This window comes from Limnospira platensis NIES-39 (assembly GCF_026000695.1).
Lineage (GTDB): Bacteria > Cyanobacteriota > Cyanobacteriia > Cyanobacteriales > Microcoleaceae > Limnospira > Limnospira platensis.
Window position 1 is genome coordinate 5,636,631 of record NZ_AP026945.1, and the last position, 19,423, is coordinate 5,656,053.

Annotated in this window: 22 protein-coding genes and 2 pseudogenes; 17 read left to right on the forward strand and 7 right to left on the reverse strand. The window is 44.1% G+C overall.

Going from position 1 to position 19,423, the window contains the following annotated elements:
- Window positions 1–22 precede the first annotated feature (22 nt).
- Window positions 23–1,291 (forward strand): annotated as a pseudogene (locus N39L_RS27395) (ISNCY-like element ISAtsp9 family transposase).
- Window positions 1,292–1,576: 285 nt separating this feature from the next.
- On the opposite strand, the gene N39L_RS27400 reads toward N39L_RS27395, so the two are convergent.
- A complete protein-coding gene (locus tag N39L_RS27400; protein WP_014276940.1) occupies window positions 1,577–2,839 on the reverse strand; it encodes an IS110 family transposase in 1,263 nt (420 codons plus the stop codon).
- A gap of 274 nt (window positions 2,840–3,113) precedes the next feature.
- Window positions 3,114–3,335, reverse strand: a complete 222-nt coding sequence (locus N39L_RS27405; protein ID WP_148261874.1) for a hypothetical protein — start codon at window positions 3,333–3,335, stop codon at window positions 3,114–3,116.
- A 250-nt stretch (window positions 3,336–3,585) separates the two neighbouring features.
- Here N39L_RS27405 and N39L_RS27410 point away from each other — a divergent pair, with 250 nt between their 5' ends.
- From N39L_RS27410 to N39L_RS27425, 4 genes are all read left to right on the forward strand, one after another.
- Window positions 3,586–3,942, forward strand: coding sequence for a hypothetical protein (locus N39L_RS27410; RefSeq protein ID WP_014274396.1), 357 nt, complete (start codon window positions 3,586–3,588; stop codon window positions 3,940–3,942).
- Window positions 3,943–4,018: 76 nt separating this feature from the next.
- Window positions 4,019–4,207: a hypothetical protein gene (locus N39L_RS27415; RefSeq protein WP_014275992.1), complete on the forward strand. Its 189-nt coding sequence runs from the start codon at window positions 4,019–4,021 to the stop codon at window positions 4,205–4,207.
- A gap of 21 nt (window positions 4,208–4,228) precedes the next feature.
- Window positions 4,229–4,447, forward strand: coding sequence for a hypothetical protein (locus tag N39L_RS27420; RefSeq protein WP_014275993.1), 219 nt, complete (start codon window positions 4,229–4,231; stop codon window positions 4,445–4,447).
- Between the two features lie 53 nt (window positions 4,448–4,500).
- Window positions 4,501–4,992, forward strand: coding sequence for a winged helix-turn-helix domain-containing protein (locus tag N39L_RS27425; RefSeq protein ID WP_231851948.1), 492 nt, complete (start codon window positions 4,501–4,503; stop codon window positions 4,990–4,992).
- Window positions 4,993–5,269: 277 nt separating this feature from the next.
- Here the strand turns inward: N39L_RS27425 and N39L_RS27430 are convergent, their stop codons facing one another.
- On the reverse strand, window positions 5,270–5,857 hold the full coding sequence (locus N39L_RS27430; RefSeq protein WP_014276552.1) for a tyrosine-type recombinase/integrase: 588 nt from the start codon (window positions 5,855–5,857) through the stop codon (window positions 5,270–5,272).
- Between the two features lie 205 nt (window positions 5,858–6,062).
- A complete protein-coding gene (locus tag N39L_RS27435) occupies window positions 6,063–7,025 on the reverse strand; it encodes a hypothetical protein (RefSeq protein ID WP_014276553.1) in 963 nt (320 codons plus the stop codon).
- 38 nt (window positions 7,026–7,063) lie between these two features.
- Here N39L_RS27435 and N39L_RS27440 point away from each other — a divergent pair, with 38 nt between their 5' ends.
- The 12 genes from N39L_RS27440 to N39L_RS27495 all read left to right on the forward strand — a co-directional run bounded on the left by N39L_RS27440 (window position 7,064) and on the right by N39L_RS27495 (window position 15,775).
- Window positions 7,064–7,576 (forward strand): hypothetical protein, encoded by a 513-nt coding sequence (locus N39L_RS27440; RefSeq protein ID WP_434221497.1) that lies wholly within the window; start codon window positions 7,064–7,066, stop codon window positions 7,574–7,576.
- 96 nt (window positions 7,577–7,672) lie between these two features.
- Window positions 7,673–8,455, forward strand: coding sequence for a group 2 RNA polymerase sigma factor SigC (locus N39L_RS27445; RefSeq protein ID WP_234933440.1), 783 nt, complete (start codon window positions 7,673–7,675; stop codon window positions 8,453–8,455).
- The gene (locus N39L_RS27450) at window positions 8,452–9,024 is read left to right on the forward strand and encodes a hypothetical protein (protein WP_014276478.1); all 573 of its coding nucleotides are present in this window, start codon (window positions 8,452–8,454) and stop codon (window positions 9,022–9,024) included. Before N39L_RS27445 ends, N39L_RS27450 begins: the two co-directional genes overlap by 4 nt.
- Complete coding sequence (locus N39L_RS27455) at window positions 9,021–10,865, forward strand: hypothetical protein (protein ID WP_014275485.1); 1,845 nt, start codon at window positions 9,021–9,023, stop codon at window positions 10,863–10,865. The genes N39L_RS27450 and N39L_RS27455 overlap by 4 nt, the downstream gene beginning before the upstream one ends.
- A gap of 2 nt (window positions 10,866–10,867) precedes the next feature.
- Window positions 10,868–11,308 (forward strand): hypothetical protein, encoded by a 441-nt coding sequence (locus N39L_RS27460; RefSeq protein WP_014276942.1) that lies wholly within the window; start codon window positions 10,868–10,870, stop codon window positions 11,306–11,308.
- Window positions 11,309–11,312: 4 nt separating this feature from the next.
- Window positions 11,313–12,287 carry a hypothetical protein gene (locus N39L_RS27465; RefSeq protein WP_014276943.1) on the forward strand — a complete coding sequence of 325 codons (975 nt, stop codon included), beginning with the start codon at window positions 11,313–11,315 and terminating at the stop codon, window positions 12,285–12,287.
- Window positions 12,288–12,314: 27 nt separating this feature from the next.
- A complete protein-coding gene (locus N39L_RS27470; RefSeq protein WP_014276944.1) occupies window positions 12,315–13,514 on the forward strand; it encodes a hypothetical protein in 1,200 nt (399 codons plus the stop codon).
- A gap of 146 nt (window positions 13,515–13,660) precedes the next feature.
- Complete coding sequence (locus tag N39L_RS27475) at window positions 13,661–14,029, forward strand: hypothetical protein (protein ID WP_014276945.1); 369 nt, start codon at window positions 13,661–13,663, stop codon at window positions 14,027–14,029.
- A 21-nt stretch (window positions 14,030–14,050) separates the two neighbouring features.
- Window positions 14,051–14,404, forward strand: a complete 354-nt coding sequence (locus N39L_RS27480) for a hypothetical protein (protein WP_014276946.1) — start codon at window positions 14,051–14,053, stop codon at window positions 14,402–14,404.
- 171 nt (window positions 14,405–14,575) lie between these two features.
- A complete protein-coding gene (locus N39L_RS27485) occupies window positions 14,576–14,827 on the forward strand; it encodes a hypothetical protein (RefSeq protein ID WP_014276947.1) in 252 nt (83 codons plus the stop codon).
- Between the two features lies 1 nt (window position 14,828).
- Window positions 14,829–14,978, forward strand: a complete 150-nt coding sequence (locus N39L_RS27490) for a hypothetical protein (RefSeq protein ID WP_014274412.1) — start codon at window positions 14,829–14,831, stop codon at window positions 14,976–14,978.
- Between the two features lie 563 nt (window positions 14,979–15,541).
- Window positions 15,542–15,775 carry a hypothetical protein gene (locus tag N39L_RS27495; RefSeq protein ID WP_035736994.1) on the forward strand — a complete coding sequence of 78 codons (234 nt, stop codon included), beginning with the start codon at window positions 15,542–15,544 and terminating at the stop codon, window positions 15,773–15,775.
- Between the two features lie 151 nt (window positions 15,776–15,926).
- Here N39L_RS27495 and N39L_RS27500 read toward each other — a convergent pair whose 3' ends face one another.
- From N39L_RS27500 to N39L_RS27510, 3 genes and pseudogenes are all read right to left on the reverse strand, one after another.
- Window positions 15,927–16,184 carry a ParE family toxin-like protein gene (locus tag N39L_RS27500; protein ID WP_014276949.1) on the reverse strand — a complete coding sequence of 86 codons (258 nt, stop codon included), beginning with the start codon at window positions 16,182–16,184 and terminating at the stop codon, window positions 15,927–15,929.
- Entirely contained in the window at window positions 16,184–16,435 is a 252-nt protein-coding gene (locus tag N39L_RS27505; RefSeq protein WP_199318225.1) for a hypothetical protein, read from the reverse strand. The genes N39L_RS27500 and N39L_RS27505 overlap by 1 nt, the downstream gene beginning before the upstream one ends.
- Before the next feature lie 49 nt (window positions 16,436–16,484).
- A pseudogene (locus N39L_RS27510) lies at window positions 16,485–18,978 on the reverse strand (HEAT repeat domain-containing protein).
- Window positions 18,979–19,423 lie beyond the last annotated feature (445 nt).

The window sequence follows — 19,423 nt, forward strand, 5'->3', positions numbered from 1 at the left end:
AAACCCAGGAGCGCCAGAGCCGTTGAAAAAGCCAGGTGGCTTTGAGACTCTAGTCGGTTCTTTCCGCCAGTGCTTGTCATCGCTACCGGACAAGCGCCGGGGTAAAAATCGCCGCTATGGAATGGAGGATGCCGCTTTAAGTGCGTTTAGTGTGTTTTTTACTCAAACTCCGTCGTTTCTGGCTTATCAACGTCTGATGGAGGGGAGTAAAGGCAAGAGCAATGCCCAAAGTCTGTTTGGAGTTCATCGAATTCCCTGTGATAACCAGATTCGGGACTTATTAGATGCCGTGTCCCCAGAGCACCTGTTTCCAGTGTTTGAGGATATCCTACAAGTCTTGGAAGCCCAGGGGCAGTTAGAAGACTTCCGTTGCCTAGGGGACAGTCTATTAGTCGCGTTGGATGGCACCGAATACTTCAGTTCCGACCAAATTCACTGTCCCCACTGTTCAACGCGCACCCAGAAGTCAGGAAAAACCCATTACTTCCATAGTGTTGTCACTCCAGTCATCGTCTGTCCGGGACAGAATCATGTGATTCCCTTAGTCCCCGAATTTATCGTGCCCCAAGATGGTCATGATAAGCAAGACTGTGAGAATGCCGCCGCCAAACGCTGGCTATCGAGGCAAGAACAATGCTTGAGGGCTTTGAATGTCACGGTTTGAGGGGATGACCTCTATTGCCACCAACCGTTGTGTCAGCAGTTTTTAGAGCAGCAACTTAACTTCATCGTCGTCTGTCGCCCCGAGTCTCATACTACCCTCTATGAACACCTAGAGGGCATCGAACTCCCGACCCTCACGACCAAGAAGTGGACTGGTAAAGTCGAGAAAACCTATACCTACCGCTATCTCAACGGAGTCCCCCTCAAAGATAGCGATGAGGTCCTGTTGGTTAACTGGTGCGAACTTACTGTCACCACCGCTGATGGCCAGGTAACCTATCACAACTCCTTGGCCACGAATTATCCTCTCAGCGATGAGAATGTAGCCGAGGTGGTTCGGGCCGGGCGGACTCGTTGGAAAGTTGAGAATGAGAACAACAACACTCTCAAGACCAAGGGCTACCATCTCGAACACAATTTTGGCCATGGCAAGCAGCATCTTTCTTCCTTGCTCCGGACCATCAACATCCTCTCGCTGCTCTTCCACACCCTGCAGGAGTTGCTCGATAACAAGTACCAGTTGCTACGAGCGCACTTACCGAAGCGCCAAACCTTCTTTAATGATTTGCGCGCGCTTACCCAGACTGTACTTCGACAGTTGGGACCACCTTCTGACCTTTATGCTTGAGGGTCTCGAGTTAGACATCCCACCCGATAGCAGTTGAATTTCCAAAATGAGAATTGCTGACAACATATAACAAATCCCCTAATTGATAACTCCTACCTTTATTAATCTGGCTCCGTGGAGACCCCCACGCAATCAATACCTAAATCCTCACTCTGATTGGTCGTCGGTTGTTCTATCTTATTCCCAAACTTTCACCAATAAAAACCCCGACCTAGGGAATTGGATCGGGGTACAGGGCAATTAAGCTAATTCTATGGGGATTATTACCGCATATCCCACAGAGCCTTAAACAAAGTAAGTCTCAGCCAGCTTTCTGGATGTGGCATTCCTGGCAGCCTTGAGCGCCGCCCCAGAAACTTTGTTCCCTTTGTGGTATGCTCTAGTTACCCAATAAACTCTAAGCGAATGAGCCTCTGGAGATTTTGGTAGGCAATCGTAGGGGGTTGTCGCGATCGCACCCCCACCCGGTTTCTGTTCGCGATGAGTCCCCCTCTCGATTGCCCGGACAACAAACTGATGCAAGGTCGATCGCGTCTCTTTACTTCCCGTAAAACTACTACGAGTATCAGCCTTTCCAGATTGCACTTGAGTAGCCCCCAAACCACAAAGCTGTCGAAATCGTCTCATAGCCTTAGACTTGGGAAGGCATTTAAACATCTCATCAAACGGAACGCACCGAGTAAGTAGCCAGCCTCGTTCCCGGCAGCCAAAACCAAACTTGTCAAACACCCGATGGTAGCAATCAAACTCTGGTAGGTTCAGATAGCTTAGTAGCTCTTGCTCTACCATTGCCTCTGACTGATGCCACATACAAATCTGTTGGGCTAGTCGCGCTGTTACTTCACTAATCCCCGTGCCTTCCCCCGCCGCGATCGCCTTCGCGTATTCATTGTCAAACTTGGTTTTAATCCCTTTGGGAATTTCCCAACTACCTTGGGAAGTCCAGCCACAAGCCCAACCCCACCACGCAGGCAGTTTGTCCGGGTCTAATTTCCCAGATTCTTTTTTAACTCTAACTTTTGCTTTGGCTGGAAACTCATAGACCAGTCGAGACTTGGCTTGGTTTATCGTTTGGGTGCGGGGCTTGTTGAATGACCCAATATCTCTTAGGCATTGTTCAATTTTCGCTACTTCTGGCGGCCGCTCCCTTACCCAATACCTGCGATCGTAGGCAATTTGGTAATGCTGGAAGTATGTGGCAACCATGAGCAAAGCATCGTAGGGGTCAGACTTGTTAGACGTTCCCCCATAGCTTTTCCGAGTGTCCTTAATCATCGTCTGATCTACTTTCAGCACAGGGATTCCCTCCCGATGTAAGCAGTCAATCCAGAATCTGCTATAAGTTCGGGTCGGCTCTAATATCACCACAGACGGCTCCAAAGACACAAGAAACTGGATAGACTTTGCATTTGCTTCTAGCTTTCGGTGGCACTCAGCAAATGCGGGAGACTCGTAAAAATCCCGCAACGCACCCGCTGGCATAAATTCTAGCCACACGGCATCGCACCACGATGAGCTAACATCAAGGCCTACAATTAAACTATTCATTTTTAACCTCTAGTGTTGTGGTTAATCGTTCCCACGAAGCTGTTACGGCTCTCGCCCATTCTATCTGGGGGAACAAATCTCCCTAGAATCTAACCGGGGTTGGAACCCGGCTAGAAGCAATTATTGACTTCTGCCCCCAGTAACAGGTTGGGGAGGGAAACCTCCCATTTCAATTCGGGGGGGCTAGTTATCAATGCGGTGGGAATCACCCGGTTATCCGCGACTTCCCCCCAGGTGTAAGGGGAAAGTTTCGTCCTTTACCGGCTAGGACTCATCAGGCGGTGAAATCTAGATCTTCTAAAGCTGATAGTGTATATTCCAAGTCTGCATAAATTTGATTGTGATACATTTCAAGCTGCATTGCATAATTATGCACATTTTGGAATCGTTCATCATTAGAGATAAAATCGATAACTCTTAGGTGAGTAATGGTGTTATCAATTTCCATTTTGGCTTTAATTAAACAGTTCAAGAAAGAGACTGCCTCTCGTGTCAAATCGACCCACGCGCAAAGAGAATTTTCATCCTCGCCAAACAAGTGACCAGGAAAATCCGCTGATGTTTTTTGTCCAGGCGGTGAAACCCGCTAGGCGAATTGGCGGCCTCGGCTTTTGGTTTGACCATAGGCTTTTTACCTATATATAGGGTGTGCTTTTGCGATCGCCTGACCAACCCCAAGGCGATCGCATCAATCTACCAGCTTCCCCGCTCTCAACATCCGGCTTTTTACCTATCGCGCTCGAATAATGGAAGACCCGCAGCACGCTGTACGGGGAAAACAAGAAGTCAGTCTCGATGACGTTAACGGAAACAGCCGTCGGGCTACTGGATCAGATGGCTCTGGAGCTAAATCTGAATCGGTCCGAATTGGTGGAACAGATTGCCAGGGGGATAATTTCCAGTCAAGCGGGGAAAGTGTCCCCGGAACAGGCGGGAAAATTCTAGACCTGTTGGAGGAGTTGTTTGCTGGTTTCCATGAGTATGTCAAAAGCCATGAGGCTCGATTAGAGCAAAGACTGCAAGCCAACCGAGACTATCAATCTCAAATGAAAAAACAAATGGAGAACATCCGACAGGAGATTCTCCAACAGGTTTCTAAATAAATTAAGCGCCCTTCGTGTCCACGAAGGGTGCTTTCTATTTTGGCACGCTGCTAAACCCTCAAGAAACAAATGGACTATGGCACAACACTTTTCTAACCTTCAAACTGTCACCGGTGAAAAGGCGATCGCTCATAAAGTCACCGATTCCGTCACCCTGGGTGACGCAAAAGTTAAAAATTTAAACGCGCCGTTACGCGCGATCGCTCATAACCCGACCGACACAATCCCAAGCGTTCCCCCAGAAGTGCTGGAACTTCAGTCCTAAGTGCTGGAACTTCAGTCCTAAGTGCTGGAACTTCGAGACCTTATCGGGAGGAATTATGCAGCTTTCCGCCAAGTCGCCCGTTATCTTGATGTGGCGATCGCCCTAATTCATGAAAACCGTCCCTTTCTAGCGAGGCTTTTCTTGGTTCGCAGCATAGCCAAAAACTCACAATCGATACTTTTGGCTATAAATAGTCGAACGATACCTGGGGAAGATGATGATAGGGGGTCAGGCCGATGAAGGGAAAATCTAAGTCACCGGGGCAGCTTTCCCTCTCAATTCCGTCACCCTGGGTGACGGATTCTGAAAGTGTAGAACCATTCGATCCTTTTTGGGATGATATGGCTGTCTTGAAACATCTTAGGGACTGTCCCAATCAAGACCACAAACAACTCGCTCAATCCACTGATATCCCGGTGTCTCGTGTAGTCAAGTCTCTGGAAAGGTTACGCGAGAAAGGTAAGGTTAAGTATTTGGGATGGATAGCCGTCACCCTGGGTGACGAAAATTTATCCCCGGTGAACACTTTTCAGAGCGATCGCCTAACTGTTCGCTGGAAAGCTAAGTCAACCGCCCAAGACACCAACGGGAATAAATATGCTTACCTATATAGGGGAAAAAAGCAGGTTTGTTACCTTGCCGGCCCCCATCTATCGGAAAAAGCTAAAGCGATCGCCAACCAAGTAGAACAGTGGATCGAGTCCGGCTTGTCTCTCGAAGCTATCCTAGAAAAACTTCCCGCACTTAAATCGGGTGGTTGGAAATCCCCAGATAGCAACTCCTAAATTTTCCACAGGGGGAGACTTTACTCCCCCGAAAAATTTTATGATTTTACAGAAAAATTAATGAGCATTTTCCAACCCTAAACAGCGCTATTTGCTACTGTAAAATGGTTAGCGCCGTTGGCTGTGTGTAAGAGTCTTTGATGTTTTAGACAAAATACCAAGCAGCCCGGTTTAGTGCTAAAATTGGCGGAATCTAGGGCAGTTACTTCTCGATCTGTGTTTGGCTAGTAGCACCCACTTTCCTCTGATGTCTGGCAACCTTAAGTCATCGACTGCCTTAGATTTCATCGATCGCGTCTCGGATTTTTTGAGGATCAGCATCAATGTAGCGCTGCAAAGATGCCATAGATTTGTGACCTGTGATAGCCATGATGGTTCTGGTATTGACTCCCTTGTTATAAAGTTTGGTAATGAAAGTGCGGCGGTAACTGTGAAGCGAGTAACCCTCATTTTGTAAACCCAGTTGAGCGATCGCTTTTCTGTGGAAAGAGTCGATCGCTTGAACTGTCACCGGTGAACTGTGGTCGGATGGGCTAGGAAAAAGCCAGACACTACCACCAGGTCGGTAGGTTCTCAGAACTTCTCTCAATTTTTGGGAGACGGGAACCTGTCTCACCCCAGCATCTTTCCCAGCCGATCGCTTCCTAGTTTCTGACCTAAAAGTAATCTCCGGCAAGGCAATCTGAGAACTGCCATCGGCGTAGACATCAGAAACTTGCAACAACCTAACGGCTCCCACCCGTTCCCCGGTGTATCTCATTATGGAAAGTAGAGTTTGTTGCCAGGGATATTTGCAGCGTTTGATTATCTTGTCGGCGATCGCATCAGGAATGATTGATGCTTTACCAATGCGGTTTTTTTTCATGAATTCGTGTCTGTAGGGAATTTCCCCCAGTTGCCTAGCCGACGAGGCAAAGCGATCGGCTTACCTATATGACTATTGTAGGGTTCGGGCGGGGAGAATATTAGTTTTCGCGCCGACTTGGGGGAAAGTTTGGCGGCGAGCGATCGGATCAGCCTTCTCTATATTTGTTTACTAACCGGTAATACTCTCCCCTATTTTTGTGAATTTACCAATCCTCCCATGGTGAAAACTGCGTTATCTCAAATTCTCCCCCTTGTTTTGGGTCTGTGCTGTTGGGCGTGTAAATGCAACGGCAAAGTCCTAATCCGGGAGCTAAAAAAGAACCTTCAGCTTTAAACAGCAAAATATAGCGAGACAGAGTAGGAGTCAGATTAAAAGCTCCCCCTGTGTCAGGAACTGTAATAACAGAGCATCGATTTGTTATCCATTTTTCAAGATTATCTATGTCAATATGTGAACTGAAAACATTAGAAAACAATGCAACTTGAGATATTGCCATCCACATGGTTTCACGAGGACATAGTAAAATCTCGATATTAGTTCCTTCCTTGATAACAGACGTAGAAATTCCGTCATTCCCAATGTATGCATAAAGATTATTGGTAATATTAAAAACATATTGTTTACCGGGCAAAAAAACATCAAATTGCCAGGCTCTAACTGCTCCCTCTGTTGTAGTCCACGTTCCCCAGAACCTATTATAAGTATCTACGTCATCATAATTAACTTGAGAATCAGAACTTATAAACGATGGAAGTTTGTTTATATTGGAATCTAAGGAAATAAACGGTCTAATTGATAAATCTGGGATAGGCATATCGTCCTCTATTTCGCTTCCTATGTTGTAGTCAATTTCCGTATCTTGGCGCACCCAGATAGAGAGAATCTGAGTTGTGGGGCTGCTTGCTAAAACACCAATCCCTCCATCACTCCCATCGGAGTAGAAGCCATTTTCAAAAACAGGTAAGGATAAATCAGACCCTACCCACCGAATAGAAAAAGGATTGTCGGCTTGGATGGTGATTTCCCGACGGACTAATAATGGCGTGGCGGGGACTATTTCAATCTCTTCCCCTGCGGTGAGTTGAAAATAACCTGACTTAATATGGCGATAATAAGCGCCGCCGCCCCCGCCACCGGTAGGACGCATTGCCAATCGAATCGGCATTTATAGTAGAATAAAAATAACCACTTCTATTGTCTCACATGAACATCACTCCGGGAGTCTATCCTGATTTTTCCGAAACCACATTAGAAGCCTTAACCTTAGCTATGGGGCGGCGATTGCTACAAAGGCAAAAAAACCTGACGATTAACTTCACAGGAAAAGACGTTATGGATTTAACTCTCAATGAAGAGGATTCTGTTGTCAACCTGGATATTGACGAGCTAGAAACTTATATAGAAGGTGGCGCGATCGCAGTAGTAGAACCATTTCTTGTGGGCTTTCAACCCGGAACGGGTAGCTATCCTTTTAATCAACAAAATCTATGTAGCGCTCTACTGCATTTGGTAATGTATCAACACGCCGCCGAATTTAGCCCCACACTCAATCCCGAACCCGCCAGAAAACATTGTGAGTTTACCATAGGACCTAACATTCGTGGAAGTGGAACTTATCCATTAATACTTACCATTACTTTAACAGACTATCCTGTAATCATTAGCTACAGCGACGGCATGACTTCAACCGCACAACCATACTTATTAACGCCTTAAACTATGGCAGAAAATCGCTGATCAGAAACCGACACATTTTCATTTGAAATTAATGAAAGTAATGCCAGTAATTATGTTACAGACCCATTAACACTTTTGGCTGTCTCTGATGTCGTCAACTCAATGTCTAACAATATTGACCCTAGATGGCTATGGCGTGCTAATGTTTTCCTAGAAAGTCTCACCGCCTCAGTTTGGTGTCCAAGTTTTCCCCGGTCTCCTTATCCTGAATTTTACCCAGAGGATTCGGCGGCAGAAAGAGCAGCCAAATTAATGAAATTAGAGAGCAATCATCCTAAATTTGGGTGGCAATTGCTTAGAAGAAAAAGCGCTACCGGTTCATGGGTCGAGGCAGCTTGTCCTGTTATTCAAAACCGAGGGAGGCGGTTTTATGTTCCTCTAATTAATCCTTACTTAACAGCAAACGAGGTCAAAATACTTGGCAGTGCTGACCAATTGGGTGTAAGTTTTAAGGATTATGGCAACGGCATATTAGGGGGCGGTTCAATAGCCAGTAATCGCATCTATGACACTCTTTACATCGAGGGAGAACATAGAGTAGAATTAGATTTAATATTGATGGCTAAACGTCCGGCTAATACAGTGATGAACACAGTCACTGTAAGCCCTAATCCCATGTTAATAGCCCCCGCTAATCTAAGCCGTGCTTATTTTGAAATTCAAAATCAGGGAGAAATTGAGCTCCTTTGGGGTTTTGGCACATTGGGAAGTGACGCGACAAGCCATCCATTCAAAATGCCACCCGGCCAGATTTATTATCCAGGTAATGTAGCCGGATTTATACCAACTGACGCGATATGGGCAAAAGTAAAAGAGGGAACGACAACTGTTCTGATTATGGAGAGTTATTATCAATGACCACAGCTTTATATAGCAGTGAAAATACCGAGGATTTAAGTTATCTACCAGAGGGACAATATGAAGTAGATGCAGTTAATTTGTGGAATAGTGATTTATCATCAATGCTTTATGCTAAAAAGGTGATATTCAAACGCCACTTTTTGCTTCCCGGTTCTCCATCTGATGCTTTTCCTTTCATTCGAGAGTTAAAAGCCTTGGCTAATGTTCCCATACAATACAGGACAATTAATGAATTTCCGAAAACGGATCGACAAACGGATAAAACGGATTTAAGACGCAAAGATAACTATCGTTTTCTTGTTGAGCAATGGTTAGAGAGAATTGAGTATCTATGCCAAACTTTTGACTTTTTAGAAGTGTTGCCAGTCACTGCCATGTTAATGTCTTGGAGAAGCCCGTATCTGCCTAATGCTTATTTTATGCTAAAAAAACGGGAAACGATTAATTCGGTTTCTTTGGAAGCGATCGAGGCGATGGAACCAGAATGGCTGACTGATAATCGGGTGTTGTCTGAGGAGGGATGGAGGCAATTATTTATTAATTGGGATGAGGAATTTTTGTCATGAGAGAGGTAGAAGAGCGAAGCAGGAGGGTGAAAGACATTGTTAGAAATCGCAACTACAGGCAAGCTGTAGATGTAATAGAAAGAGAGGTCAAAAGATTAGAGGCGGATGATAAATCCAGAGTTAGAGTAAGGTTTCCCCGCGACGACGGGGATATTGATATAGACGTTGGGGGAATGGTTGATTTTGCCCGGTCGATGTTGCCCAAAGCAAGCATAGAAGCTGAGGATTTACAGGATGGTGGAACTAGGAGAGGGATAAAAACTGAAAAAATAGGCAGCACAGCCCGCGCATTTGTAGACCTTGACGAGGATGGAAGCCCCAAAGGTTTTGGGGGAACAATTGACAGTATCAATGATGCTAATGTCTCGGTTTACCTTGGGGAATGCGAGCAATCGATGAGCGTAACTATTGGGGGGAAAACGGTTACCTTTGCCAGAAATGTTTGCGAAGATGATAAAGACGAGGAAACAGAGGAAGATGAAATTGAGACAAGCGAAGATGAAAATGATCTTAGACCTCCTAAGCTCGATATCCCTCGACCTCCGGCTGGATATTCTCGCCAGTTAGGGGAACTCTATCTAGTTAAAAAAGTATTCTTTTTGTGGGGGTGGTTTCCAACTTTTACGGAAGCAGGATTAAATTTTATAGCGAAGGGTGAGGGTACAATAACAACAAAATCAAGCTTAATAAGTTCCCTTGAATTTTCCAATGAACGTTGGGCGTTCGAGTCTATAACTTTTATGGGAATAGTGCCAGTTTCGGAGACTAGACAGCTTTTTGGGCGTTGGGATAGACTGCGGTTTAGAGATGTTAAAGTTGGAGTACACTTTAATTATATTAAATCGGTAAGTCAACTAGAATATATCAAGAAATCTCCTACATGGTTTCCCCAGCGTGTATGGACATCATACCCGATGCTTTCACCTTATTATTTGAAATCAGCCCAGCAGATTAATGTTGCGGTGGCTCCGATAGTTTTTAACCAAATAGAACCAGAAACTGGTAACTATATAAGCCATCAACTTTATCAGAGATATATATCCTGGTGCCTTTACCTGGTACCTCTGCCTTATACAGAGAATTTATCTGAACCAGAGCCACCGCCAAGTTTACCAATATTACCAGATGATATGGACAAAAACTGTTGTGAAGATTTGATTAAGATGACTCGGGAAATACATAAAGCCCTAGGGGTCAGGAAGTTGTTAGACAAGAGTTTCCAGGTTCCGTCTAATATGATGATACCAGAAGGTAAAGGGAATCATGCAAATAAGGATTATCTGGAAATCATGTCTGACCTGTTTAAAACCATCGATAATTATGGTTTTGATGCTCCGGTTACTGTTAAAGTTCAGGATACGAATAAAGCCCAAAAAGGCGACCAGTCTATAGAGTTAAAGTTTAACTCGCTGGGGGCTATATTAAAGGCTCAGACTGAACTGTTGATTGAGTTGAAAGGTGATAGTGCTAACCGGTTAAATATTCAGATTCGCCTAGCTTATATAATGACGAGAATGTATCGGACTTTAGCTAAGTTATATTACAGAACGTCGGCGATTTTGGACGGGTTGGGAATTCCTATTATCTCGAAGGTGGTGACTTTACCGATTGAGTTTAATGTGTTTGGTAAAAAACACTGGGGAGCTGGTAAGGGATTCGGTAAGGATAGTAAAAAGGGTCAGGAGCCTAAACTTGATTTAAACGATGAAGACACGACAGAAGCTATGTTACCCGATTTATTAGAGATTCATGATTATGAAATAGAGGTTGATGAGTTTAGGTTTAAAAGCACTGACCTTTATGAGATAATTTTGAATATGGCGGCTAAAATGAGGACATAATCGTGACCAAAAGAAATCCCCCCCGTGGTTCTAATCGCCCTCCGAGGGATTCCGGTAGTGGTGGGAAACCACCATCTAAAAAAGATGAAAAAGCCGGGTTAAGAACTGATACCAACAACAGAATAGAGGAAGCGATCGCTGTCTTGGATTTTCGGCTACATTTAGACTATTTAAATATGGCTTCAGCCGTTGGGGGCGGCGACTTTGAAGAGTTTAAACGTTCTTGGTTGATGAATTATTATAATGCGATGACGGAACCGAGGTTTAAAGACAAACCCAAAAGTCCTCCTACTAGAGAGGAACGGGCACGTCTCTTAAAAACTAATGATGAGTTGATGATGAATCGCCAAATCAAATCCGACAATTTGTCATCAAGGGAAAATCTAGCTGAATTTCGCCGAAGTAGAGACTTGTTGCCATTCGATTCTGATAATATAGGTTAAAACTATGTCTAATATTGTAGGGATAGACCAGAGAGAACTAACTTCAACCGCTATAGCTGGCGGTGCAATGTCTTCACAGTGGTTTAATGCTTTTTCGACCCCTTTTTATCAGCAGATTCAAAGTTTAAAAGCCTTTGATTTTAAGAAGTGGGCGGGTAGTGTCAAGGGCGGAGCTTTAGTTATTGCAGAAAACATCAAAAAAGGGAACTGGGGTTTTTTCAAAGAATGGCTACAAGAGGCTCCTCTGGTTCCTAAAATAGCCGGGATTGTAGCGGGTGGTTTAATTGCTGGGACTGTGCTGATTGTTGGCGGACAAGCATTAGGGTTTGTTGGTGCGGGTGTAGGGAGTTTAGTAGCAGCCCATCCGGCTTTTGTTGGCGGTTTTTTAGGGGTAACAATACCTACAGTGATGAGCAAATTGACCCAAGGGGTTTCTCAAGCCTATAACTTTGATTGGGCAGCATCTGACAAGAAAATGATGGACGATTTAAAACAAGCGGCTAATGCTTTATATGTTCCCTTGGGGGAAACAGTCGGGAAATCTTTGGCGGCTTTAGTGGTGGGCAAGGTGGGTAGTGCGGCGGCAACAAGTTTAAGGATTCGGGAAGGTGCGATCGCCGCTATGTGTATGATTAACCCGACTATTAAAGAGACTTTGGTGGATGCGTTATCCTCGCTGAGGTATGCGGTGCAAGAGGTTGTTAAAAAAGCACTGTTTGTTATGACTTACATTAACGCCAGAAAAGTAGCAGCCAGGTTGTTGGATAAGGAAGATACTTGGGGCAAGGAAGGGCAATCACCTTTTATTGTTTCGGAGAAAGTAGAAGAAACTTGGGCGAAAGTTAAAGAAGATGAATATTTTGATTGGGTGAATGAGCAACAATGGGAGGGTATAGAAACAATGACATCTACTTTTTTTGAAACCCTCGGTGAGTTGTTGTCAGAGCAGGGAACTTATGAGGAGTGGATACCGGTATAAATTCATCACCTGAGAGGAGGGATATCAATGGTAGAAGTTGGAAGACTTACTCAGCAAACTTACATCATGATGGCTCGTCAACGGCGTATCACGAAACTATCAGATAAGCGGCCGGAACGAGTCCGAATAGAATTGCAGCCAAACTGGAACGTTTACCAACTACAGCCAGACAGAAAAAACCTAGATTACAAACTGCTGATGGCTGGTTCTGAGTCAGCCTTGGCATTGCAGTTGTCACAACTGGGATGGATGGAGAAGATGATCGAGCATCTTCTCAATGCCAGCGATCTAAAATTCGAGGATTGGTTTGATGTTTGGGCATCGGGTTATCCAGAACTGCGCTACAGAGTGAACCCAAAACTCCCCAATTTAAGAACTAACTATCCTTCATCTAATGTTAAGGATTCCAATGGGGAGACAATAAGCAGATGGAGGAACGAGGTAGGCTCTCGCCCGGCTTACATTGAATGGAAACCTTCAGCCCGAAAAACAGCAAAAGATGTTGGGCTTCACCGCACAATAGAATATTTTCCCGATCGCTCTCAGAACAAATCAGTTGTCTTGACGGGGAACGACAAGGAATTAATTAGGCAAATCCTACAAATCCACTACGAGGGTGGGGGTAGCAGTGAGGGAATGGATAGCACGGTCTCGACGGGTATTAGTTACCGGGGCGCTCCCAAGGTTGTGCTGTACTTTTTGGAACGGATCGAGGATGTGGAAAAAGGCTACCGACAATTAGAGGCAAGAGTGGGATTCCGTTTGGTGGGAAAAACAGAAAACCCGAACGGAACTGGCGACTTGTTAACTAAGGCTAACATCAGAAATTTGGCTCAGAGAATTGTCCAGAACTTTCTACAACCCGAACAATTTCGTCTTCACAAGGGTAGAGAATCGGTTAGCTACAGAGATAAACGCCAAGGGTTAGAGTCGTTTGTTTTTGCAACTAGCGCATCAGAGGGGATTAATCTTTATCAGCGAATCTGTCGGGTGATGGAAATAGAATTTGATAACTCAAAGGTCTTTACATCGAGCAACCAAAATCCAACCCAAGCGTTTCCTATCACGCCCCCAGAAGTGACGATATTGGGTAACAAAATTAAACCACCCCGCCGCCGTCCGGTCGGGCACGTCTATTTTAGAGAGGCGAAATTGTTTTTAGAGATGCTCAACGAGCCTATCCTTCTCTGTGACTACAACGGGCATATATACAGGAATCCCGATTAGAAGACAACCCCAATATTTTTTTTAGATCAAACAAACTCCCTTGTATGTTCGGAAACCCTATAGGTTTCCGTAACTGTTCCACGCTCTAAAAATACCTGTTATGAATGTAGTGGTAATCAGTTTTAAAGCAACAAGGCAGGTATTCTATGCCCCCTCTAAATAGTTCAACAATTTATAGCTGGGATGCACCCTCGCCAGGGGGTACGGGAACCATTAAAGTAGCTGCCCGGCTTTCTAATCGGTACAATGGCATTGCTACACATCTCGGAATGACCGCCCACACAGATCCAACAAATGTAAATGCACATATGCTTAAGCCAAATAAAGCTGTGCAGGAGGGTTTCTTAATGAAGATGCGAATTAACTACCGAAAAGACAATAAGTATTATGGTGCTGATATTTATGTGCCTACAGACAAGGTTACTGAAGCCATCCAGATATTACCCAATAAAGCCTGGGATGGTACGGGAGTGATAACTTCATGTCGCGATCGTGTACGAGTTGATTACCGCTAATAACAAAAGGAGAGTATATCAATGGCTAGAACGAAACTATGTCAATTAGTAGATGGCGATAAGGTTAGAGTATTTAGAGCTAGTAGTGTGATGTATGACGATAACACTGTAACACATTTGGGAATAGGTCCAGTCGCTGATGCGAATAAGAAGGAGCCAGTTTATGATACTGGGGAATTAATGCGAGCTGGTGTATTGGTGAGACTTTGCGTTAGTTGCAACAATGGAGTTAATAGACCACCAATTACATATAGAATATTTTGCGACGTAGAAAACGTAAACGCTGCTTTACATCATTATAATAGTGGCGGTAAAACCCTAAACGGGAAACCAGTATTGAGAGCTAGTCTAGACCGTCGTCAAGTTATCAAGTAAAGCATGAGTTTTACAGATGCTTATGGCACATGGGAGGTGATAGCTTCAAGCTATCAGCCAACTCAAGAGTGGATAATTCACAGCTCCCCAGTTACTCAATACTCATTATTGAGGTTTAGATTTTGAACTGATTGGGGGCGGTGGAAAAATCCCTATGATGGCTATAGGTCAATGCTGCTTATTCGAGGGCATTATTATAATGATTCTGAAAATTCTGACTGGATAACAGAGCAAAGGACTGTATACGTTACAGAGGAACCGCAACTGATTAATTATCCACCAGTTCAAGGGTTTACAGATAACCCCTCGGTGATTAGAAAGTTAGGAGTTCGCCGCCGTTTTTTCAAAAACGCAACATGGATCGAAAATCATCCTACAATGGATCTAAAGTTTGACGTAACAATTGAGGCTTTTGTAAGTTAACATGGACATCTCTCTTAATCAATTAATCGACCATCTCCCAGATGATTCACAGTTTAAAACCTTACTAGAAACATTGGGGGCAAGCGGTGATAGTGTGGACGCTACCGTAGAATTTTGTCATTTAGTAGGGGCATTATATCAAGCACAGTAAGTATACAACCAACAACCAGGAAATAAAGCAATTAATGTGGTCTCAGCAGTAAGTATTAGGCCTGTAATAGAAAGTTTAGACGGGACATTTTTTAGGAGGTTATAAAGAACTCTAGCTTTTTTTGAAAAGTATGAAAATAGTATAATTGTCCCGAAAATCTAAAGTTAGTTGGTCGAAAATTTAAAGCTGCCAGATAATTCGGATTCTATCTGTATTATCTGGTCAAAGTTTTTAAATTAACCCAAGTAAAATGTGATTAAAAATCCACATCAACAGAGGAGTTAATTCCGCCGTGGATATTGAAATCGAAAAAATCACAATAATTATAAGTTGGATACTTTCACTCATTAGTACAGTATGGTATGTATCAGTTCAATACACAATAATTAGAGTACAAGTCAACAGAAACAGAGAAGAGCTAAACAGAATATCATCAACGCTTAGGCGAGAAATAGAAGACCATAATAAACTTATATGGATAAACATCAACCACATGGAAAAATACTTAACCAAAAATCAAGATTATTTTCCGTTAAATATCCAAGGCGATAAATACAAAAATTATGACGACTGAAGTTTTGCCGGAATTATTACGGGTAGGAAGTGATGGGGTAGTAATATTTTTAGTGTGGTCTTTGATGAAGCAAAACCAAAAGTTGATAGCAGAGGTTAACTCAAGAGACAATGAATTGATGAAGTTGATTTACAAAATACTTAGCACTGAACAGCCAGGTACAAGAAGTAAACGCGATCGCACTAGCCGGATTAACCGTCCCAGGGCAGAAAGCAAGGAGTGAGTTATCAGACTGACCCAATGGAAGGCAGCCTACTGGGAAAATGGACAAAATAAGTACAAATTCCCAGTTAGGACAAAAAAGCGATCACATTAAGTCCCTTGACACCAATCTGGACTTCTACAATTCCAAGACAAAGGTAAACGCTTCCAGGTTATTTGCTAATCAATCGGTCATACTCGGCATGGGTTCCAATCCAAAACCAAGAAATGCCGTTCTCTACTTCAACACCCAAAGCACGATAATTTAACCCTACTCTAACCGACCAATACCTTTTCCCCAGTTTTTTGAAATGGAGAGACGGATGAGACGGGTCAGATTTGAGTAAGTTGTAGCATTCATCGGCAGTTGTTTGTACAGCTTCCGGTAAAGCATGGTAACATTGCCAAAATCGTCGAGTGGTATAGTGCATCAGAGTTCTCGGCAATGTCCAGATACAAACTCCGCGATCGCCTCTTGAGCGAGGGCTTCTAAACGACCCTCGGCAATATCCTGTTCTATCTGTTCATCCCACCGTTGATAATCCAAATCAAAGAACCATTGTTTTAGTTTTTCAAACTCATGGGATGGCAGGGAGAGAATTGCTTGTTCAATTTCTTTCAGGTCGGACACAATTTTACCTCTGTCGTTGTTGTAGAAATTATAGCTGGGCTGGCAAGGCATCAGGGTAAACGAGATGCTCTAAAATCGAGCGTTATAGAAACCAATATTCTCAAATCTCCTCTAACCAGGTTTCGATCGCCGATATCAGATTCGGTTGATTGGGGGGAAAGCCTTTTAACTGCGCTTCTAGGGGTTCTGAGGTGAGAAATGCGATCGCAATTACCCCCGTCAGTTTTTGGCAAAAGGCCATGAGTTCTGGGGTGGGTTGGGTCGGGGTGGAAACCGTTTCGCTACCGAAGAGGATGGCACGGTGGGGGAGGAGGTGGGGCGCGTTTTAGGCTTTTGAGGTGGCGGCGCAGTTCAGCGGGGGTGGCGGGTTCCGGGGGGTCTTCGTCGGGACAGGTGATTTCCCAAATCAGTTCGATGACGGTGAGGGCGATTTCCCCTTCACGGGTTTCGTTGGCGAGGAGGTCGGCGTTGAGGCAATACAGGGGCAGGTGTTGCAGGGATTCCCAGGTGAGGGGAGAGGCGAAAGAGGGTTCGCCGCTATGGGGGGTTTGTTCGGTGACTTCGGGATGGGGAGTGGTGGGGGGATGGTGCCATGCTTGATAAAATTCGGGATAGGGGAGATTTTCGGCACAATTCCAAAGGACTTCGTAGGATGCCTCGAATCGTTTAAAGTTGTTTTGGTAAACTTCATCGCTGAGGTTGTGTTTTAAGGCTGAGACGAACCGTACAGATTGTTTTGGTGTGGTGAGCATTCCTCTCACTTTTGCCTGTCCATATGTCAATCTCTCAGTGTTAATGAGATTAATAAAAACATCAATTGCTTGAAAATTTTCTGAGTCAACCTTGTTTAGAGCAAGAGCCAATACAAATTGTCTTGTGCGAGAGACCAAAAAATTGTCGTTTGTAATAAGCTCAGAAAGAATCTTAATGACTTGACGATTATCTTTTCCGATTATACCTAAAGCATACACTAATCTTCCAAAATAAAAATCATGCCTGAATGTTTTTACAAGAGAAATTAAGGTAGGAATAATTTTATAGTTTTTGGCATCAATTCGAGCCAAATCTTTAGCAGCATGAGACCGAATATTTTCATGTTCAGCCTTGTTTTCAATAATCTTGACTAAACTCATGATTGCATTAGAATTTCCTTGACCAATTTCACCCAATGCCTCTACCGCACTACCACGGATATTCTCATCATTATCAGTATTTTCCAGAACCCTGATTAATGCTGCTATTGCATCAAAATTTCCTTGACCAATTTCACCCAATGCCTCTACCGCACTACCACGGATATTCTCATCATTATCAGTATTTTCCAAAACCCTGATTAATGCTGCTATTGCATCACGATTTCCTTGAGCAATTGTACTTAAACTAAATACCGCTCGCCTCCAGATATGCTCATTGTTCTTAGTATTGTTGATAACCCTGATTAATGCTGCTATTGCAACAAGATTTCCCTGGGGAATATATCTTAAAGCATACACTGCACTACTACGAGTCGATTCATTCTTAGAGGTTTCCATTAGTTCAACTAAAGTGATGATTGCATCAGGATTTCCCTGAGCAATTTTACCCATGCTCTTAGCCGCATCCTCACGGGTATCGTCATCCTCAGTAGTGCGGATTACTTCGAGCAATTCAGCGATAGCATCGGGATTTCCTGGAGCGATTTTCCCTAAACTCTCTGCCGCCTTCATACGGATATATTTATTCTCAGTAGTGCGGATAATTTGGAGCAATTCAGCGATAGCATCGGGATTTCCTGGAGCGATTTTCCCTAAACTCTCTGCCGCCTTCATACGGGTATCGTCATCCTCAGTAGTGCGGATAATTTGGAGCAACCCAGCGATGGCATCGGGATTTCCTTGTCCGATTTTCTCTAAATTCTCTGCCGCAAGCCAACCGGTAAGTCCATCCTCAGTGGTGCGGATAATTTGGAGTAACCCAGCGATGGCATCGGGATTTCCTTGTCCGATTGCCCCTAAACTTAATGCCGCTTCGTCCATGATATCTTCATCTAGGCAATTCTCAAGAATTGCACTCAGTTCTGAAATCGCAAGCCATCTAATGGTTTCAGATATCGCCTTTCTTGCCCATTCTTGAATCAGATTGGGAAAAATTGTCCATTTCTGTTTCTGAATATCAAACTCACCACACCCGCACTTCACCACCTGCTGCACAATATCAGTAGCCAGGGAACAAGCCTTAAACTCATTAATTCCTGCTGCTGCTAGAAAATAGGCTTTCTCTTCATAAAATCCTCTATCTACTTTCTCTTCATAAAATCCTCTATCTACTTTCTCAAAGTTCCATTCTCCACAGCCATCCTTAAACTCAATCAACCCCCGAATAAACCCCTCCTTCTCCTCATCCCCAACATCCTCACGCCCCAACCACAACAAAATTACCTGCTTCCACTGCGGTTCAAAAATATGATATCGCTTCCCCTCCACAGGACGATCGCAATGATCCTTCGGCAGAAAATAATCCCAATCCTCCACCGCCAACGCCGCGAAATACTCCGGAAACGTCGCATGATAAAAAACATAAACCGGGTCTTCCGGTTCATCCGCATCAACTCCCACCTCATTCAACCAACCCAACTTTAACGCCGTATCTAATAGAGAATCCTCGTCGGGTTCTCCCAAATATTCACAGACCAACCGATGACTTAACCGAAACCGACTCCTCTCCCCATCAAGGGATACTTTTGCTAACTCTCCTAATGCTGCATTTAACTGTTTTCTTTTCTCACTCTTCACCGGAAACTCTTTTTTCTTCCACTTATAAATATAGTCCACAAACTTTTCATACAACTTAGCTGTCGTATCCGGCAAATTTCCCTTTTTTCCTGTCCAAGTCGCACATAACAATGTTAACCGCAGGGGATTGCGGCATAAATCCTTAATCCGTTCCTTCCCCGACTCTTGCAATTCTGACCACAAGGATTCCGCTAACTGGACATCCTCACCCGCCGCCACCAACCCCCGAAACCAGCGCCGGATAAACTGCGGCTACATAGCCTACAAC

What these genes read in the sequence shown, in the direction of transcription:
- N39L_RS27400 (WP_014276940.1), bottom strand. Translation starts at nt 2,839, where the DNA reads ATGAATAGTTTAATTGTAGGCCTTGATGTTAGCTCATCGTGGTGCGAT.
- N39L_RS27410 (WP_014274396.1), top strand. Translation starts at nt 3,586, where the DNA reads ATGGAAGACCCGCAGCACGCTGTACGGGGAAAACAAGAAGTCAGTCTC.
- N39L_RS27415 (WP_014275992.1), top strand. Translation starts at nt 4,019, where the DNA reads ATGGCACAACACTTTTCTAACCTTCAAACTGTCACCGGTGAAAAGGCG.
- N39L_RS27430 (WP_014276552.1), bottom strand. Translation starts at nt 5,857, where the DNA reads ATGAAAAAAAACCGCATTGGTAAAGCATCAATCATTCCTGATGCGATC.
- N39L_RS27435 (WP_014276553.1), bottom strand. Translation starts at nt 7,025, where the DNA reads ATGCCGATTCGATTGGCAATGCGTCCTACCGGTGGCGGGGGCGGCGGC.
- N39L_RS27440 (WP_434221497.1), top strand. Translation starts at nt 7,064, where the DNA reads ATGAACATCACTCCGGGAGTCTATCCTGATTTTTCCGAAACCACATTA.
- N39L_RS27450 (WP_014276478.1), top strand. Translation starts at nt 8,452, where the DNA reads ATGACCACAGCTTTATATAGCAGTGAAAATACCGAGGATTTAAGTTAT.
- N39L_RS27455 (WP_014275485.1), top strand. Translation starts at nt 9,021, where the DNA reads ATGAGAGAGGTAGAAGAGCGAAGCAGGAGGGTGAAAGACATTGTTAGA.
- N39L_RS27465 (WP_014276943.1), top strand. Translation starts at nt 11,313, where the DNA reads ATGTCTAATATTGTAGGGATAGACCAGAGAGAACTAACTTCAACCGCT.
- N39L_RS27470 (WP_014276944.1), top strand. Translation starts at nt 12,315, where the DNA reads ATGGTAGAAGTTGGAAGACTTACTCAGCAAACTTACATCATGATGGCT.
- N39L_RS27475 (WP_014276945.1), top strand. Translation starts at nt 13,661, where the DNA reads ATGCCCCCTCTAAATAGTTCAACAATTTATAGCTGGGATGCACCCTCG.
- N39L_RS27480 (WP_014276946.1), top strand. Translation starts at nt 14,051, where the DNA reads ATGGCTAGAACGAAACTATGTCAATTAGTAGATGGCGATAAGGTTAGA.
- N39L_RS27485 (WP_014276947.1), top strand. Translation starts at nt 14,576, where the DNA reads ATGCTGCTTATTCGAGGGCATTATTATAATGATTCTGAAAATTCTGAC.
- N39L_RS27490 (WP_014274412.1), top strand. Translation starts at nt 14,829, where the DNA reads ATGGACATCTCTCTTAATCAATTAATCGACCATCTCCCAGATGATTCA.
- N39L_RS27495 (WP_035736994.1), top strand. Translation starts at nt 15,542, where the DNA reads ATGACGACTGAAGTTTTGCCGGAATTATTACGGGTAGGAAGTGATGGG.
- N39L_RS27500 (WP_014276949.1), bottom strand. Translation starts at nt 16,184, where the DNA reads ATGCACTATACCACTCGACGATTTTGGCAATGTTACCATGCTTTACCG.
- N39L_RS27505 (WP_199318225.1), bottom strand. Translation starts at nt 16,435, where the DNA reads ATGCCTTGCCAGCCCAGCTATAATTTCTACAACAACGACAGAGGTAAA.